A 20705-nucleotide genomic window follows, 5' to 3' on the forward strand; every position below is an offset into this window, starting at 1 on the left:
TCAGGACCTGCCGAATTCCTTGTTGATGATGTCGAAGAGGTCGTCCGCCGAGACGTCGTCGAGCTCGTCCTCGTCGGCGCCGTCGGCGGGGCCGTCGGCGGCGTTCCACTTCGAGAGGAGGGCCTGGAGTCGGGCCGTGACGCGGGCGCGTTCGGCGTGGTCGGGCGAGATGGCGGAGAGCGTCCGGTCCAGCGCGTCGAGTTCGGCGAGTACCGGAGTCGTGTCGGCGGGGCCTTCTCCGACCAGTTCCGCCCGCAGGTGCTCCGCCAGAGCGGCGGGGTTCGGGTAGTCGAACACCAGGCTGGCCGGCAGGCGCAGTCCGGCGGCCGCGTTCAGGCGGTTGCGCAGCTCGACGGCGGTGAGCGAGTCGAAGCCGAGCTCGTTGAAGGCCCGTCCGGCCTCGACCGCCCCGGCCCCGGCGTAGCCGAGCACGGCGGCCACCTCGGTGCGCACCAGGTCGAGCAGAGCGCGTCCCTGGTCGGCGGCGGCCAGGCCGCGCAGCCGCTCCTGGAACGCCGCCGCCCGGTCCTCGGTACCCGCCTCGGCCGTGGCCTCCGCGAGCGCCTCGCGGACCTCGGGGAGCTCGGTGATCAGCGGGCGGGGGCGCGCGGCGGCGAAGGCCGGCGCGAACAGCGCCCAGTCGACGTCGGCGACGGTCAGCGCCGTGTCCTGGTGGTCCAGGGCCTGCTGGAGCGCGGCGATCCCGAGCTGCGGGGCCATCACCCGCAGCCCGCGCCGCCGCAGCTGCTCGGCGGCGTCGTCGTCGGCCGCCATCCCGATCTCGCCCCACGGTCCCCAGGCCACCGAGGTGGCCGCGAGTCCGGCCGCGCGGCGCCGCTCGGCCAGGGCGTCCAGGAAGGCGTTGGCCGCCGCGTAACCGGTCTGGCCGCCGCTCCCCCACACCCCGGCGATCGAGGAGAAGAGGACGAAGGCGTCCAGTTCGGTGTCGCCGAGCGCGGCGTCCAGGTGGACCGCTCCGGACACCTTGGCGTCCACGACCCGGGCCAGCTCGGCCAGGTCACTGTCCATCAACGCGGTGTCCTGGGTGACGCCGGCCGCGTGCACCACCGCGCGCAGCGGGGTGACGGAGTCGGCCGCGAGCCGCTTGACCAGGACCTCCACCGCCGAGCGGTCGGCCGCGTCGCAGGCCTCCAGGGTGACCTGGACGCCCGACTCGACCAGTTCGGCACGGAGTTCGGCCGCACCCGGGGCGTCGGCGCCCCGGCGTCCGGTGAGCACCAGGTGCTCGGCGCCGTTCCGGGCCAGCCAGCGCGCGACCTCGGCACCGAGCGCACCGGTGCCGCCGGTGACCAGGACCGTGCCGCGCGGTGTCCAGGCGGCGCCGGCCGTCCTCGGCCTGGTGGCGCGGACCAGCCTGCGGACGAACACGCCCGAACGGCGGAGTGCCAGCTGGTCCTCACCGTCCGCGCCCGTGAGAGCCCCTGCCAGCCTGGCCAGGACACGCTCGTCCACGGCCTCCGGCAGGTCGACCAGACCGCCCCAGCGCTCCGGGTGCTCCAGGGCCACCACCCTGCCCAGACCCCAGACCTGGGCCTGGGCCGGGCTGCCGAGCCGGTCGCTGCGGCCGGTCGAGACCGCACCCCGCGTCGCGCACCACAGCGGTGCGTCGATCCCGGCGTCGCCCAGGGCCTGGGTGAGCAGCGTGGTCGCGGCGAGTCCGGCGGACAGAGCCGGGTACACCGGGTGCTCCCGCTCGTCCAGGGCCAGCAGCGACAGCACTCCGGTCAGGTCCTCGGTCTCCGCGTGTGCGGTGCGGAGCTCGGCCGCGAGTGCGCCACGGTCGCAACCGGCGGTGTCGACGGTGATCCGCCGGACCCGGGCACCGCTCTCGGTGAGGGTGCGGGCCACCTCGGACACCCAGCCGTCCTCGGCCTCGGCGGACGGTACCGCCAGCAGCCAGGCGCCGGGGACCGGGGCGTGGTTCTCGGCGGCCGGCTTCCAGGTGACCTGGTAGCGCCAGCCGTCCACCACCGACTGCTCGCGCTGCTGGCGACGCCAGGCGGAGAGCACCGGCAGTACGGGCGAGAGGGCGTTCAGCGGGGACTGCGCGTCCGCCGCGTCCAGCTCCAGGGTCGCGGCCAGAGCAGCCAGATCCTCGCTCTCCACGGCCTCCCAGAAGCGGGCGTCGGTCGAGTCCGAGCCCGTGCCCGCCTGGTTGGCGGCGGCCGGCAGTGCCTCCGGCCAGTAGTGCTGGCGCTGGAAGGCGTAGGTCGGCAGATCCACCCGACGGGCACCCTGACCGGCGAAGACCGCCTGCCAGTCGACGGCCGCACCACGGACGTACGCCTGGGCGACAGCGGTGGTCAGCGCTTGCACCTCGGGGCGGCCTGCGCGCAGTGCCGAGGCGAAGACGACCGCCTCGGTGGCACACTCCTGACCCATCGCGGAGAGCACCCCGTCCGGGCCCAACTCCACGAAAGTGCGGACACCTTCAGACTCCAGTGCCTGGATCGCGTCGTGGAAGCGGACGGCTTCGCGGACGTGGCGGACCCAGTACTCGGCGGTGCGGATCTCGTCCGTGATCCCACCGGTGAGGGTGGACACGATCGGGATCCTCGGCTCGCCGAAGGTCAGCCCCTCGGCGATCGTGCGGAACTCGGAGAGCATCGGCTCCATCAACGGCGAGTGGAACGCGTGGCTCACCGTCAGCCGCTTGGTCTTGCGACCCTGGGCCGCAAGCTGCTCCGCGACCGCCGTGACGGCCTGCTCGGCACCCGAGATCACCACCGAGGTCGGCCCGTTGACAGCGGCGATCCCCAACTCGTCGGTCAGCAGCGGCAGTACCTCGTCCTCCGAGGCCTGCACCGCCACCATCGCACCACCAACCGGCAGCGCCTGCATCAACCGACCACGAGCCGCCACCAGAGCGGCCGCATCCGCCAGCGACAACACACCCGCCACATGCGCGGCGGCCAGCTCACCGATCGAATGACCAGCGAGGAAGTCCGGCCGCAGGCCCCACGCCTCGACCAGCCGGAACAACGCCACCTCGATCGCGAACAGCGCCGGCTGCGTGAACCCGGTCTGGTCCAGCTCCTCGCCGCCGAAGACAACCTCCCGCAGCGGACGGTCCAGATGCTGGTCCAGGTGCGCGAACACCTCGTCCAGCGCATCCGCGAACACCGGGAACGCCTCGTACAGCTCACGGCCCATCCCGGCCCGCTGGCTCCCCTGCCCCGTGAACAGGAACGCCACCTGACCGTCAACCACCGTGCCCCGCACCAGGTTCGCGGCCGACTCACCGGCCACCAGCGCACCCAGCCCGCTCACCAGCTCCGCGCGCTCACCCGCGATCACTACCGCACGACGCTCCAGCGCCGCCCGCCCGGTAGCCAACGAGTAAGCCACATCCACCAGTTCGGCATCACCCGCAGACAGCAACCGCTCCGCCTGCGCCCGCAGCGCTGCCTCGCCCTTCGCCGAGAACACCACCGGCACCACCGACGGCGACACAGCCGCCTCAACAGCAACCGCCTCGACCACCGGCGCCTGCTCCAGGATCGTGTGAGCGTTGGTACCACTGATACCGAAGGCGGAGATGCCCGCCCGGCGCGGACGGCCGGTCTCCGGCCAGTCCGTGGTCTCGGTCAGCAGTGAGACCGCACCGGACGTCCAGTCCACGTGCGGGGTGGGCTCGTCGACGTGCAGGGTCTGCGGCAGCACACCGTGCCGCATCGCCATCACCATCTTGATCACACCCGCCACACCGGCAGCCGCCTGCGTGTGGCCGATGTTCGACTTCACCGAACCCAGCAGCAGCGGCGAGGACTCATCCCGGTCCTTGCCATACGTCGCGAGCAGGGCCTGCGCCTCGATCGGGTCACCCAGCCGCGTACCCGTACCGTGCGCCTCCACCGCGTCCACCTCACCGGCCGTCAGCCCGGCCGAGGCCAGCGCCTGCCGGATCACCCGCTGCTGCGAGGGACCGTTCGGCGCCGTCAGACCATTCGACGCACCGTCCTGGTTGATCGCACTGCCACGCACGATCGCCAGCACCGGGTGGCCGTTGCGCTCCGCGTCCGACAGCCGCTCCACCAGCAGCATGCCCGCGCCCTCGCCCCAGCCCGTACCGTCCGCGGCACCCGCGAACGCCTTGCACCGGCCGTCCACCGACAGACCACGCTGACGGCTGAACTCCACGAACAGATCCGGCGTCGACATCACCGTCACACCACCGGCCAGCGCCAGATCACACTCACCGTTGCGCAGCGCCTGCACCGCCAGATGCAACGCCACCAACGACGCCGAACACGCCGTATCCACCGACACCGCCGGACCCTCGAGCCCGAACGTGTACGACAGACGACCCGACACGACACTCGTCGCCGTACCCGTCAGACGGTGGCCCTCGACACCTTCCAGGCCGTCCACCAGCAGGTTGGCGTAGTCCTGGCCGTTGGTGCCGACGAACACACCCGCCTGGCTGCCGCGCAGCGTGGCCGGGTCGATGCCGGCCCGCTCGAAGACCTCCCAGGAGGTCTCGAGCAGCAGCCGCTGCTGCGGGTCCATCGACAGGGCCTCGCGCGGCGAGATGCCGAAGAACGCCGGGTCGAACTTGGTGACCTCGTCCAGGAAGCCGCCCTCGCGGGCGTACGTGGTGCCCTGGTGGTCCGGGTCCGGGTGGTAGAGGCCGTCGAGGTCCCAGCCACGGTCGGTCGGGAACTCGGCGATGGCGTCACCGCCCGCGACCAGCAGCTGCCAGAGCTCCTCGGGTGTGGTGACACCGCCCGGGAAGCGGCAGCTCATCGCGACGATGGCGACCGGGTCGTCGTCAGCAGCGGCCGACACGACCACCGGCGCGGCCGTCTCGGGCTCCTGGCCCAGCAGTTCGGACCGCAGGTGCTCGGCCAGCGCCGTCGCCGACGGGTAGTCGAAGACCAGCGTGGCCGGGAGCCGAAGACCGGTGGCCGCGTTCAGACGGTTACGCAGATCGACAGCGGTCAGCGAGTCGAACCCGAGCTCCTTGAACGCCCGACCCGCCTCCACGGCATCCGAACCCGCGTAACCCAGCACAGCCGCGACCTGCGCACGCACCAGCTCCAGCAGCGCACGGCTCCGCTCCACCTCCGACAGACCCGCCAGCCGCTGCGCCAGCGAGGATGCTCCGTCGGCAGCGCCACCAGACGGTGTGAGCGCCGCCTCCATGACCTTGCGCGCCTCGGGAATCTCGTCGAAGAGCGCACTCGGGCGGACTGCGGCGGTCTCGGCCGCCACCTTGTCCCAGTCCACATCGGCGATCGTCAGCGCGACGTCACCGTTGTCCAGGGCGTGCTGCATCGCGGTGATCGCCAGACCGGGCGCCATGCCGACGACGCCGTCGCGGCGCAGTCGCTCGGCGACCACGTCTTCGGTGGCCAGGCCGGCCTCGGCCCAGGCACCCCAGGCGATCGAGGTGGCGACCAGGCCATCGGCCCGGCGCTGCTCGGCGAGTGCGTCCAGGAAGGCGTTCGCGGCGGCGTAGTTGCCCTGACCCGCGCTGCCGACCGAACCCGCCATCGACGAGAACAGGACGAAAGCGGAGAGGTCCGAGGTCAGCTCGTGCAGATTCAGCGCCGCGTCCACCTTCGGACGGGCCACGGTCGCGAACCGCTCCACCGTCAGACCGTCCACCACACCGTCATCCAGCACACCGGCGGTGTGGAACACCGCCGACACCTCGACCGTGCCGAGCAGCTCCGCCAGCGCCCCACGGTCGGCCACATCACACGCGGCCACCGTCACAGCAGCACCCAACTCGGCCAGCTCATCACGCAGTTCAACCGCACCGGGAGCCTCCAGGCCCCGGCGGCTGGTCAGCACCAGGTGCTCGGCACCGTTACGGGCCAGCCAGCGCGCGACCTCCGCACCCAGCGCACCCGTACCACCCGTCACCAGAACCGTCCCGGACGGCTTCCAGGCCACGGACTCACCACGCGCGGCCCGCACCAGACGACGGGCGAACACACCCGACGCCCGCACCGCGACCTGATCCTCGCCACCCGCCAGCACACCCGCCAGGCGCGACAGCGCACGCTCGTCCAGCGTCTCCGGCAGATCGACCAGACCACCCCAACGCTCCGGGTGCTCCAGCGCCACCACCCGGCCCAGACCCCAGACCTGAGCCTGAGCCGGGCTGCCGAGCCGGTCACTGCGTCCGGTCGACACCGCACCCCGCGTCACACACCACAGCGGAGCAGCGATACCGGCGTCACCCAGCGCCTGGACCAGCGCCAGAGTCCCGGCGGTTCCGGACGGCACACCCGAACTCTCGCTGTGCGGGGCCTCGTTCAGTGCCAGCAGGGACAGCACACCCGCGACGGAGTCACCGGCGGCGACCGTCTCGCGGAGCAGTTCGGCCACCGCGACACGGTCAGCACTGGCCGCGTCCAGCTCGATCCGGCGCACGTCCACGCCACGGCCGGACAGCATCCGGACCACACCCTCAACGGCCGCGTCCTCGCCGTACCCCGCCGGGACCGCCAGCAGCCAGGCGCCCGACAGCACACCCGCACCACCGTCCGTGACCGGCTTCCAGCTCACCCGGTAGCGCCAGCCGTCCACCGTGGACTGCTCACGGCTCTGCCGGCGCCAGGCCGACAGCATCGGGAGCACGGCGCCCAGCTCGCTGCCGCCCTCGACCTCCAGGGTCGCGGCGAGTGCGTCCAGGTCGCCCTTCTCCACGGCCTCCCAGAAGCGGGCATCCGCCTCGTCGACCGGCGCGGCACCGGCCACCGGTGCCGCCGCCTCCAGCCAGTACCACTCACGCTGGAAGGCGTAGGTCGGCAGCTCCACCTGCCGCGTGTTCAGCCCCGCGAAGAACGACTGCCAGTCCACCCGAACGCCCCGCACATGGGCCTCGGCGAATGAGGTGAACAGCCGCTCCAGGCCGCCCTCCTGGCGGCGCAGGGTACCGAAGGCGGTGGCGTCGCGGCCGGTCCGCTCGATACTCTCCTGCACCGCCATGGCGAGCACAGGGTGCGCGCTCACCTCGACGAAGGTGCCGACGCCGTGGTCCTCCAGCAGTGCGCGCGTCGCGTCCGCGAACTCCACCGTGGCACGGAGGTTGGTGTACCAGTACTCGGCGTCCATACCCGAACCGTCGACCAGCTCACCGGTCACCGTGGACAGCAGCGGCACCCGACCCGCACGCGGGGTCACGCCCTGCAGAACATCCAGCAGTTCACTGCGGATCGACTCCACCTGCGCCGAGTGCGAGGCGTAATCCACCGGCACCCGGCGGGCGCGAACGCCGTCCGCCTCGCACGAGGCGATCAGCTCATCCAGCGCGGCCGGCTCACCCGAAACCACCACCGACGACGGCCCGTTCACCGCCGCGACCGAGATCCGCGCCTCACCCCACACCGTCAACCGCTCACGCACCGCCTCCACCGGCAACGCGACCGACACCATCCCACCACGACCCGCAAGCCCACCAGCGATGGCCCGACTGCGCAGCGCCACAACACGCGCCCCGTCCTCCAGCGACAGCGCACCCGCCACCACAGCGGCCGCGATCTCACCCTGCGAGTGACCGACCACCACCGACGGCTCCACACCCGCAGCACGCCACACCTCGGCGAGCGAGACCATCACGGCCCACAGCACCGGCTGGACCACATCCACCCGCTCCAGCCACGCCTCACCCACCTCGCCACGCACAACGTCCAGCAGCGACCAGTCCGTGAACGGCGCCAACGCGACGCCACACTCCCCCATCCGCTCCGCGAACACCACAGAGCTCTCCAGGAGCTCCACCGCCATCGCCGCCCACTGCGACCCCTGCCCCGGGAAGACGAACGCCACCTTCCCCGCCGAACCGGCCACGCCCTGGACCACACCCGCACCCGGCTCACCGGACGCCAGCGCCTCCAGACCCCGAACAGCAGCCTCACGGTCACCCGCGACCACCACCGCCCGATGCTCGAACCCGGCCCGGGACGCCACCAACGAGTAACCCACATCCGCCAGCGACAGCTCCGACCGCTCCACCAGGTGCACACTCAACCGCGCAGCCTGCCCCCGCAGGGCCGAGGCACTCTGCGCGGACAGCAGGAGCGGGACGGTGCGGGAGTCGGTCTCCGCCGGCTCCTCAACAGCCACCGGGGCGTACTCGAGGATGGTGTGCGCGTTGGTACCGCTGATACCGAACGACGACACCGCCGCACGACGCGGACGACCCGTCTCCGGCCACGGCCGCGACTCCGTCAGCAGCGACACCGCACCCGAAGCCCAATCCACCTTCGGCGAGGGCTCGTTCACATGCAGCGTCTGCGGCAGCACACCCTGCCGCATCGCCATCACCATCTTGATGATGCCGCCGACACCCGCCGCCGCCTGGGTGTGACCGATGTTCGACTTCAGCGAACCCAGCCACAGCGGACGGTCCTCCGGGTGCTCCTGACCGTAGGTGGCGAGCAGCGCCTGCGCCTCGATCGGGTCACCCAGCGTGGTACCCGTACCGTGCGCCTCCACCGCATCGACCTCATCGGCCGACAGACCCGCGTTCACCAGCGCCTGCCGGATCACCCGCTGCTGCGACGGACCGTTCGGCGCCGTCAGACCGTTCGACGCACCGTCCTGGTTGATCGCCGAACCACGGATCACCGCGAGCACCGGGTGCCCGTTGCGCTCCGCGTCCGACAGCCGCTCCACCAGCAGCATGCCGACACCCTCACCCCAGCCCGTGCCGTCCGCGCCGGCCGAGAACGCCCGGCAGCGGCCGTCCACGGAGAGCGCCCGCTGACGGCTGAAGTCGACGAACACCTCCGGGGTGGACATGATCGCCACACCGCCGGCCAGTGCCATGGTGCACTCGCCATTGCGCAGCGCCTGGATCGCCCAGTGCAGGGCAACCAGTGAGGAGGAGCAGGCGGTGTCGACCGTGACGGCCGGGCCCTCCAGACCGAGCGTGTAGGCGACACGGCCGGAGGCGATGCTGCCCGAGTTACCCGTGCCGAGGTAGCCCTCCACACCGTCCGGCAGCTCACCGACACCCGTCGCGTAGTCGTGGTACATCACACCCGCGAACACACCGGTACGGCTGCCGCGCACGGTCGCCGGGTCGATCCCCGCCCGCTCGAACGCCTCCCAGGAAGTCTCAAGCAGCAGCCGCTGCTGCGGGTCCATCGCGATCGCCTCACGCGGCGAGATCCCGAAGAACGCCGGGTCGAACAGACCCGCGTCATGCAGGAACCCCCCCTCACGGGCATACGAGGTGCCCTGGTGATCCGGATCCGGGTGATAGAGACCATCGAGATCCCAGCCACGACCCGTCGGGAACCCCGAAACCGCGTCCCTGCCCTCGAACACCAGCCGCCACAGATCCTCCGGCGACTCCACACCACCCGGGTAGCGGCAGCTCATCCCGACGATCGCGACCGGCTCGTCATCCAGCACCACCACCGGAGCGGCAACCGATGCCCCGGCCTCCTCGCCCACCAGCTCCGACCGCAGAAAAGCGGCCAGCGCGGCAGGACTCGGGTAGTCGAACACCAGCGTCGCCGGAAGCCGCAGACCCGTCACACCATTGAGCTCATTGCGCAGCTCGACCGCCGTCAGCGAATCGAACCCCAGCTCCTTGAACGCCCGACCCGCCTCCACCGCAGCCGCATCCGCGTAACCCAGCACCGACGCCACCCGCGCACACACCAGATCGAGCAGCATGGCATCCCGCTCCGCCACGGACAGCCCGGCCAGACGTCCGGCGAGACCCGAACCGGCCGCCGCACCAGACGAGTTGGCCTCGACGGCCCGGCGAACGGGCGTCCTGACCAGTCCGCGCAGCAGGGCGGGGAGAGTGCCCGCCACCGCCTCGGCACGAAGCGCCGCCAGGTCGAGCCGCATCGGCACCAGCGTCGCCTCGTCCGCGGCGCACGCCGCGTCGAACAGCGCCAGACCTTCGGCCGCGAGCATGCCCTGTACGCCGCCACGGCTCATCCGCCGTACGTCGACCTCAGCCAGGCTGCCGACCATGCCGCCGTCCGCCCAGGCACCCCAGGCGAGCGAAGTCGCGGGGAGGCCGGCGGCGCGGCGGCGGGCGGCGAGGGCGTCCAGGAAGACGTTGGCGGCCGCGTAGTTGCCCTGGCCGAGGCCGCCGAAGGTGCCGGCGGCGGAGGAGAACAGGACGAACGCGCTCAGGTCCAGCTCAGCGGTGAGCTCGTGCAGGTTGAGCGCCGCATCCACCTTCGGACGCAGAACGGTGTCGATCCGCTCCGGCGTCAGCGCGGAGACGACGCCGTCGTCCAGCACACCCGCCGTATGCACCACACCCGTCAACGGGAACTCGGTGGGAACCGACGCCAGCACCTCCACCAGCGCACCACGGTCCGCGACATCACAGGCCGCCACCGCCACCGACGCACCCGACTCGGCCAGCTCGGCCACCAGTTCGGCCGCACCCGGCGCATCCGCACCACGACGCGACACCAGCAGCAGACTGCGCACACCGTGCTCGGCCACCAGATGACGCGCGACCAGAGCACCCAGCATCCCGGACGCACCCGTGATCAGCACCGTGCCGCTCGCATCGAACACCGGCCGCGCCACATCGGACACCGCCGCCACCCGCGCCAGACGCGGGACCCGTACGGCCCCTTCCCGGACTGCCAGTTCCGGCTCTCCGGAGGCCAGGGCACCGGCCACGGCTCGGTACGAGCTCTCCGCACCGTCGAGGTCGAGCAGCACGAACCGGCCGGGGTTCTCGGACTGCGCGGAGCGCAGCAGGCCCCAGACCGGGGCGTGGACCATGTCGTCACCGCCGGCGACGGCACCACGCGTCACCAGCACCAGGCGCGAGGAGGCGAACCGCTCGTCCGCCAGCCACTCCTGCACCACACCGAGCACACCGTGCAGCGCGGTACGGACAGCCGAGGCGGTGTCGGCCGAGGCGGAGTCCGCCGGCGAGACGAAGACCGCATCGGGCACCGCCACGCCGCCGTCCACGGCCGCACCGAGCGCGGCCAGGTCGGCAAAGCTCTCGATCCCGGTACCGAACGGATCGGTCCCGAGGACCGCCCAACGGCCCACGGAGGCCGCAGACGCCGGCAGCGCGGTCCACTCCACCCGGAACAGCGACTCCACGAAGCCAGCGCGGGCGGCCCGGACCTGCTCCTCGGACACCTCGCGCATCGCCAGCGACTCAACGGAGGCGACCGGCTTCCCGGACTCGTCCGCCAGCAGCACCGACACCGTGTCCCGGCTGCCCGCAGGGGACATCCGTACCCGCACCGCCGAGGCGCCGGCCGCGTACAGGGTCACGCCGTTCCAGGCGAACGGGAGGCGTCCGCCGCCGTTCTCCTCCAGCAGGTTGCCGATGCCCACCGCGTGCAGCGCGGCGTCGAGCAGTGCCGGGTGCAGACCGAAGAGTGCGGCATCCGCACGGGCACTCTCGGGCAGCCGGACCTCGGCGTACACGTCCTCATCCTTGCGCCAGGCGGCGCGCAGGCCCTGGAACACCGGACCGTAACCGAAGCCGGCCTCGTCGAACACCTCGTACAGGTCCTCGACCCCGACCTCGGCCGCACCGGCCGGGGGCCACTCCGCCAGCTCGAACAAGGCCTGGGCCTGAGCACCCGGCGCGAGCACACCGGTGGCGTGCCGGGTCCACAGCTCCTGGCCGGAGGCGTCATCCGTCCGCGAGTGCAGACTCAGCGAACGCCGTCCGGAGTCGTCGGCCGCCTCGACCGAGAGCTGGACCTGGACTCCGCCATGCTCGGGCAGCACCAGCGGCGCCTCCAGCGTCAGCTCCTCCAGCGACCCGCAGCCGACCTGGTCACCGGCTCGGATGGCGAGCTCCACGAAGGCGGTACCCGGCAGCAGCACACTGCCCATCACCGCGTGATCGGCCAGCCACGGGTGCGACTGCACGGAGAGCCGGCCGGTGAAGAGGAACCCGTCGACGGCGGCGAGCGAGACCGCCGCACCGAGCAGCGGGTGCCCGGCCGCAGTCAGACCAACTGCCGTGACATCACCGGTGGTTACGGCCGACCGCTCCGGCCAGTAGTGCTGGCGCTGGAAGGCGTAGGTCGGCAGGTCCACCCGGCGGGCGCCCTGGCCGGCGAAGACCGCCTGCCAGTCGATGGTTGCACCACGGACGTACGCCTTGGCGACAGCGGTGGTCAGCGTCTGCACCTCGGGACGGCCCGCGCGCAGCAGCGACGCGAACACTGCGTCACCGGTCACACACTCCTGACCCATCGCGGAGAGCACCCCGTCCGGGCCCAACTCCACGAAAGTACGGACACCTTCAGACTCCAGTGCCTGGATCGCGTCGTGGAAGCGGACCGCCTCGCGGACGTGGCGCACCCAGTACTCGGCGGTGCGGATCTCCTCCGCGATCCCACCGGTGAGGGTCGACACGATCGGAATCCTCGGCTCGCCGAAGGCCAGCCCCTCGACGACCGTACGGAACTCCGCGAGCATCGGCTCCATCAACGGCGAGTGGAACGCGTGGCTCACCGTCAGCCGCTTGGTCTTGCGACCCTGCGCCGCCAGCTGCTCCGCGACCGCCGTGACGGCCTGCTCGGCACCGGAAATCACCACCGAGGTCGGCCCGTTGACAGCAGCGATCCCCAACTCGCCGGTGACGAACGGCAGTACCTCATCCTCCGAGGCCTGCACCGCCACCATCGCACCACCAACCGGCAGCGCCTGCATCAACCGGCCACGCGCGGCCACCAGAGCAGCCGCGTCCGCCAGCGACAGCACACCCGCCACATGCGCGGCAGCGATCTCACCGATCGAATGCCCGGCCAGCACATCCGGCCGCAGACCCCACGCCTCGACCAGACGGAACAGCGCCACCTCGATGGCGAACAGCGCCGGCTGCGTGAACCCGGTCTGGTCCAGCCCCTCGCCCGCGAACACCACGTCGCGCAGCGGACGGTCCAGATGCTGATCCAGGTGCGCGAACACCTCGTCCAGCGCATCCGCGAACACCGGGAACGCCTCGTACAGCTCACGGCCCATACCGGCCCGCTGGCTGCCCTGCCCCGTGAACAGGAACGCCACCCGACCGTCAACCACCGTGCCCCGCACCAGGTTCGCGGCCGACCCACCGGCCACCAGCGCACCCAGCCCGCTCACCAACTCCGCACGCTCACCCGCCACAACGGCTGCGCGGTACTCGAAGTCCGCTCGCGTGGTCGCCAGCGAGTAGCCGAGGTCCGTCACGGTCGGCTCGGAGTCGGCATCGACTCGCGACCGGAGCTCCTGGGCCTGGGCCCGCAGCGCCGCCTCGCCCTTCGCCGACAGCACCACCGGCACCACCGACGGCGACACGGTCGCCTCAACGGCCACCGTCTCGACGGCCGGAGCCTGCTCCAGGATCGTGTGAGCGTTGGTACCGCTGACGCCGAAGGCGGAGATGCCCGCCCGGCGCGGACGGCCGGTCTGCGGCCAGTCCGTGGTCTCGGTCAGCAGCGAGACCGCGCCCGAGGCCCAGTCCACGTGCGGGGTCGGCTCGTCGACGTGCAGGGTCTGCGGCAGCACACCGTGCCGCATCGCCATCACCATCTTGATCACACCCGCCACACCGGCAGCCGCCTGGGTGTGACCGATGTTGGACTTCACCGAGCCGAGCAGCAGCGGACGGTCGTCCGAGTGCTCCTGGCCGTAGGTGGCGAGCAGGGCCTGCGCCTCGATCGGGTCGCCCAGTCGCGTCCCCGTACCGTGCGCCTCCACCGCATCGACCTCACCGGCCGTCAGCCCGGCCGAGGCCAGCGCCTGCCGGATCACCCGCTGCTGGGACGGGCCGTTCGGCGCCGTCAGGCCGTTCGACGCTCCGTCCTGGTTGATCGCACTGCCACGCACGATCGCCAGCACCGGGTGGCCGTTGCGCTCCGCGTCCGACAGCCGCTCCACCAGCAGCATGCCCGCGCCCTCGCCCCAGCCCGTACCGTCCGCGGCACCCGCGAACGCCTTGCACCGGCCGTCCACCGACAGACCACGCTGACGACTGAACTCCACGAACAGATCCGGCGTCGACATCACCGTCACACCACCGGCCAGCGCCAGATCACACTCACCGTTGCGCAGCGCCTGCACCGCCAGATGCAACGCCACCAACGACGCCGAACACGCCGTGTCCACCGACACCGCCGGACCCTCGAGCCCGAACGTGTACGACAGACGACCCGACACGACACTCGTCGCCGTACCCGTCAGACGGTGGCCCTCGGCGCCTTCCTGTCCCTCGGTCAGGAGCGAGATGTAGTCCTGGCCGTTGGTGCCGATGAAGACACCCGACTGGCTGCCGCGCAGGGTGGCCGGGTCGATGCCGGCCCGCTCGAAGACCTCCCAGGAGGTCTCGAGCAGCAGCCGCTGCTGCGGGTCCATGGCGGTCGCCTCACGCGGGCTGATGCCGAAGAACGCGGAGTCGAACCGGGTCGCGTCCTGGAGGAAGGCGCCCTTACGGGTGTAGATCTTGCCGAGCTGGTCCGGGTCCGGGTCGAAGAGGCCGTCCAGGTCCCAGCCACGGTCGGTCGGGAAGTCCACGACCGCGTCTCCGCCGGCCATCAGCAGCTGCCACAGCTCTTCGGGCGAACGGACACCACCGGGGAAGCGGCAGCTCATCGCGACGATCGCGATCGGCTCGTCCTTCACCGGGGCGGCTACCGCGATCGGTGCGGCCATCTCGGGCTCCTGGCCCAGTAGTTCGGACCGCAGGTGCTCCGCCAGCGCTGTCGCCGACGGGTAGTCGAAGACCAGCGTGGCCGGGAGCCGAAGACCGGTGGCCGCGTTCAGACGGTTACGCAGATCGACAGCGGTCAGCGAGTCGAACCCGAGCTCCTTGAACGCCCGACCCGCCTCCACGGCATCCGAACCCGCGTAACCCAGCACAGCCGCGACCTGCGCACGCACCAGCTCCAGCAGCGCACGGCTCCGCTCCACCTCCGACAGACCCGCCAGCCGCTGCGCCAGCGAGGAGCCGGTCGCGCTCTTGGAGTCCTCGGCCTGCGCCTCGGCGGCGGCCAGGAAGCGTACGACCTCCGGGATCTCGCTGAACAGGGCGCTCGGCCGGATGGCGTTGAACTCGGCGGCAAGCCGGTCCCAGACGATATCGGCGATCGTCAGTGCCACATCGCCGCTGTCCAGGGCCTGCTGCATCGCGCTGATCGCCAGACCGGGCGCCATCCCGGGTACACCGTCGCGGCGCAGTCGCTCGGCGACCACGTCATCGGTGGCCAGGCCGGCCTCGGCCCAGGCACCCCAGGCGATCGAGGTGGCAACCAGGCCATCGGCCCGGCGCTGCTCCGCGAGTGCGTCCAGGAAGGCGTTCGCGGCGGCATAGTTGCCCTGCCCCGCACTGCCGACCGAACCCGCCATCGACGAGAACAGCACGAACGCGGAGAGGTCGGACGTCAGCTCGTGCAGATTCAGCGCCGCGCCCACCTTCGGACGGGCCACGGTCGCGAACCGCTCCACCGTCAGACCGTCCACCACACCGTCATCCAGCACACCGGCGGTGTGGAACACCGCCGACACCTCGACAGTGCCGAGCAGCTCCGCCAGCGCCCCACGGTCGGCCACATCACACGCAGCCACCGTCACAGCAGCACCCAACTCGGCCAGCTCATCACGCAGTTCGACCGCACCGGGAGCCTCCAGGCCCCGGCGGCTGGTCAGCACCAGGTGCTCGGCACCGTTACGGGCCAGCCAGCGCGCGACCTCCGCACCCAGCGCACCCGTACCACCCGTCACCAGAACCGTCCCGGACGGCTTCCAGGCGACGCCCTCGCCACGCACGGCCCGCACCAGACGACGGGCGAACACACCCGACGCCCGCACCGCGACCTGATCCTCGCCACCCGCCAGCACACCCGCCAGCCGCGACAGCGCACGCTCGTCCAGCACCTCCGGCAGATCGACCAGACCACCCCAACGCTCCGGATGCTCCAGCGCCACCACCCTGCCAAGCCCCCAGACCTGAGCCTGAGCCGGGCTGCCGAGCCGGTCGCTACGACCGGTCGACACCGCGCCTCGCGTCACACACCACAGCGGAGCAGCGATACCGGCGTCACCCAGCGCCTGGACCAGCGCCAGCGTCCCGGCGGCACCGCCGGTGACTCCGCCACCGGCCGCGAGCACGGTCTCGTCCAGCGCGAGCAGCGACAGCACACCGGACACCGACACACCGTCGGCGAGCGCCTGCCGGAGCGAGTCGCCCACCGCACCGCGATCGGCACCGGCCGGCTCGACCCGGCGCACGTCCACACCACGGCCGGCCAGCATCCCGACCACGGCCGCCGCAGCGGCGTCCTCGGCCGGAGCGACCACCAGCCACGTCCCCGACGGCGCACCCGCACCGCCGTCCGTGACCGGCTTCCAGCTGTCGCGGTAGCGCCAGCCGTCCACCGTGGACTGCTGCCGGCTCTGCCGGCGCCAGGCCGACAGAGCGGGCAGTACCGAGCTCAGCGGCTGGTCCCCGTCCAGGTCGAGCGCCGAGGACAGCGCCTCCAGGTCGCCCCTCTCCACGGCCTCCCAGAAGCTCGCGTCCACCGCGTCGACCGGGACCTCGACCGTCGTGACGGATCCGTCCGACTCCAGCCAGTAGCGCTCGCGCTGGAAGGCGTAGGTCGGCAGCTCCACCCGGCGCGTGTTCAGCCCCGCGAAGAACGACTGCCAGTCCACCCGAACGCCCCGCACATGGGCCTCGCCCAGCGAGGTGAACAGCCGCTCCAGGCCGCCTTCCTGGCGGCGGAGTGTCCCGAAGGCCACCGCGTCCCGGCTCGTCGCCTCGATGCTCTCCTGCACCGCCATCACCAGGACGGGGTGCGGGCTGACCTCGATGAAGGTGCCGTACCCGTCGGCCAGCAGGGCCTCGATGGCCTCCCGCAGCCGGACGGTCTCACGGAGGTTGGTGTACCAGTACTCGGCGTCCATACCCGAACCGTCGACCAGCTCACCGGTCACCGTGGACAGCAGCGGCACCCGACCCGCACGCGGGGTCACATCCTTCAGAACATCCAGCAGTTCGGTACGGATCGACTCCACCTGCGCCGAGTGCGAGGCGTAATCCACCGGCACCCGGCGAGCCCGGACGCCGTCCGCCTCACAGGAGGCGATCAGCTCATCCAGCGCGGCCGGCTCACCCGAAACCACCACCGACGACGGCCCGTTCACCGCCGCGACCGAGATCCGCGCCCCACCCCACACCGTCAGCCGCTCACGCACCGCCTCCACCGGCAACGCGACCGACACCATCCCACCACGACCCGCAAGCCCACCAGCGATGGCCCGACTGCGCAGCGCCACCACACGCGCACCGTCCTCCAGCGACAACGCACCCGCCACCACAGCAGCGGCGATCTCACCCTGCGAGTGACCCACCACCACCGACGGCTCCACACCCGCAGCACGCCACACCTCGGCGAGCGAGACCATCACGGCCCACAGCACCGGCTGGACCACATCAACCCGCTCCAGCCACGCCTCACCGGCACGACCGAGCAGCACATCCTCCAACAACCAGTCAGTGAACGGCGCCAACGCAGCACCACACTCGGCGATCCGCGACCGGAACACCTCGGACTCATCCCACAGCCCGGCACCCATCGCCGCCCACTGCGACCCCTGCCCCGGGAAGACGAACGCCACCTTCCCCACAGACCCGGTCGCCACGCCCTGGACCACACCCGCACCCGGCTCACCGGACGCCAACGCCTCCAGACCCCGAACAGCAGCCTCACGGTCACCCGCGACCACCACCGCCCGGTGCTCGAACCCGGCCCGGGACGCCACCAACGAGTGCCCCAGGTCAATCAGGCCGATCTCGGTCTGCTCGGAGAGCAGGGACAGCAGTCGCGTCGCCTGGCCCGCCAGCGCCTTGTCGTTCTTCGCGGAGAGCAGCAGCGGGACGGTGCGGGAGTCGGTCTCCGCCGGCTCCTCAACAGCCACCGGGGCGTACTCGAGGATGGTGTGCGCGTTGGTACCGCTGATACCGAACGACGACACCGCCGCACGACGCGGACGACCCGTCTCCGGCCACGGCCGCGACTCCGTCAGCAGCGACACCGCACCCGAAGCCCAATCCACCTTCGGCGAAGGCTCGTTCACATGCAGCGTCTGCGGCAGCACACCCTGCCGCATCGCCATCACCATCTTGATGATGCCGCCGACACCCGCCGCCGCCTGGGTGTGACCGATGTTCGACTTCAGCGAACCCAGCCACAGCGGACGGTCCTCCGGGTGCTCCTGACCGTAGGTGGCGAGCAGCGCCTGCGCCTCGATCGGGTCACCCAGCGTGGTACCCGTACCATGCGCCTCCACCGCATCGACCTCATCGGCCGACAGACCCGCGTTCACCAGCGCCTGCCGGATCACCCGCTGCTGCGAGGGGCCATTCGGCGCCGTCAGACCGTTCGACGCACCGTCCTGGTTGACGGCGGAGCCGCGCACCACCGCGAGCACCGGGTGCCCGTTGCGCTCCGCGTCCGACAGCCGCTCCACCAGCAGCATGCCGACACCCTCACCCCAGCCCGTGCCGTCCGCTCCGGCCGAGAACGCCTTGCAGCGGCCGTCGGCCGACAGACCGCGCTGGCGGCTGAAGTCCACGAAGGTCTCGGGCGTGGCCATCACGGTCACGCCACCTGCCAGAGCCATGCCGCACTCGCCGTTGCGCAGTGCCTGGATCGCCCAGTGCAGAGCAACCAGCGAGGAGGAGCAGGCGGTGTCGACCGTGACGGCCGGGCCCTCCAGACCGAAGGTGTAGGCGACACGGCCGGAGGCGATGCTGCCCGAGACACCGGTGCCCAGGTAGCCCTCGACACCGTCCGGCAGCTCGCTGATACCGGTCGCGTAGTCGTGGTACATCACACCGGCGAACACGCCGGTACGGCTGCCGCGCAGCGTGGCCGGGTCGATGCCCGCCCGCTCGATGGCCTCCCAGGAGGTCTCGAGGAGGAGGCGCTGCTGCGGGTCCATGGCCAGGGCCTCGCGCGGGCTGATGCCGAAGAACTCCGGGTCGAACAGACCGGCGTCGTGCAGGAAGCCGCCCTCGCGGGCGTAGGTGGTGCCCTGGTGGTCCGGGTCGGGGTGGTAGAGGCCGTCGAGGTCCCAGCCGCGGCCGGCAGGGAAGCCGGAGATCGCGTCCCTGCCCTCGGACACCAGCCGCCACAGATCCTCCGGCGACTCCACACCACCCGGGTAGCGGCAGCTCATCCCGACGATCGCGATCGGCTCGTCGTCCAGCACCGCGACCGGGCCGGTGACGGAGGTCTCGGGCGCCTCGCCCAGCAGCTCGGTGACCAGGAAGGCCGCCAGTGCGATCGGGCTCGGGTAGTCGAAGACCAGCGTGGCGGGCAGTCGCAGGCCCGTCGCGCCGTTGAGCTCGTTGCGCAGTTCGACCGCCGTCAGCGAGTCGAACCCGAGTTCCTTGAACGCCCGCCCGGACTCCACCGCAGCGACGTCGGCGTAGCCCAGGACGGATCCGACCCGGCTGCGGACCAGGTCCAGCACTGCCTGCTCCCGCTCGGCGGCGGGCAGCACGAGCAGTCGGCCGGCCAGCTCCGAGCCGCCCGTCGAGCCTGCCCGCACCGCGCGGCGGGCCGGGACGCGGACCAGTCCGCGCAGCAGGGCGGGGAGGGTACCGGCGGCGGCCTGCGGGCGCAGCGCCGCCAGGTCGAGCCGCATCGGGACCAGGGCCGCGTCGCCCATGGCGACGGCGGTGTCCAGCAGTGCCAGGCCCTCGGCCGAGGACAGACCGTGGATACCGCTGCGGCTCATGCGCTGGACGTCGAGCTCGTCCAGGCTGCCGACCATGCCGCTGCTGTCGGCCCACGGACCCCAGGCGAGCGAGGTCGCGGGGAGGCCGGCGGCGCGGCGGCGGGCGGCGAGGGCGTCCAGGAAGACGTTGGCGGCCGCGTAGTTGCCCTGCCCGGGGCTGCTCAGAGTGCCGGCGGCGGAGGAGAAGAGCACGAACGCGCTCAGGTCCAGACCGGCGGTGAGCTCGTGCAGGTTGAGCGCCGCGTCCACCTTCGGACGCAGAACGGTGTCGATCCGTTCCGGCGTCAGCGCGGAGACGACGCCGTCGTCCAGCACACCCGCCGTGTGCACCACACCCGTCAACGGGAACTCAGTGGGAACCGACGCCAGCAGCTCCGCCAGCGCCGCACGGTCCGCGACATCACAGGCCGCCACCGCCACGGACGCACCCGACTCGGCCAGCTCGGCGACCAGTTCGGCCGCACCCGGCGCATCCGCACCACGACGCGACACCAGCAGCAGACTGCGCACTCCGTGCTCGGCCACCAGATGACGCGCGACCAGAGCACCCAGCATCCCGGACGCACCCGTGATCAGCACCGTGCCGTCCGCGTCGAACACCGGCCGTGCCACATCGGACACCGCCGCCACCCGGACCAGACGAGGTGCTCGCAACGCGCCTTCGCGTACGGCCAGTTCGGGCTCACCGGAGGCCAGCGCGGCCGACAGCGCCTCACGGGAGAACTCGCCGCCGTCGACGTCCAGCAGTACCAGGCGGTCGGGGTTCTCGGACTGCGCGGAGCGCAGCAGGCCCCAGACCGGGGCGTGGACCATGTTGTCGCCACCGGCCGCCGCGCCACGGGTCACCAGGACCAGGCGCGAGGAGGCGAACCGCTCATCCGCCAGCCACTCCTGCACCACACCGAGCACACCGTGCAGCGCGGCCCGGACAGCCGAGGCGGTGTCGGTCGAGGCGGAGTCCGCCAGCGAGACGAAGACCGCAT

1 protein-coding gene (running past one end of the window) is annotated in these 20705 nt (G+C 71.8%); it reads right to left on the reverse strand.

Annotation, left to right across the window (positions count from 1 at the left end):
* Positions 1 to 20705 carry the 3' portion of a type I polyketide synthase gene (locus tag ACSMTC_RS02110; RefSeq protein WP_436557895.1) on the reverse strand. Its footprint extends 13819 nt past the window's final position, so 20705 of the gene's 34524 nt are visible here — the last part of the coding sequence; its start codon lies off the right edge, out of view; it ends in the stop codon at positions 1 to 3.

This window comes from Kitasatospora sp. HPM-01-4 (assembly GCF_051374625.1).
In the GTDB taxonomy this organism is placed as follows: domain Bacteria; phylum Actinomycetota; class Actinomycetes; order Streptomycetales; family Streptomycetaceae; genus Kitasatospora.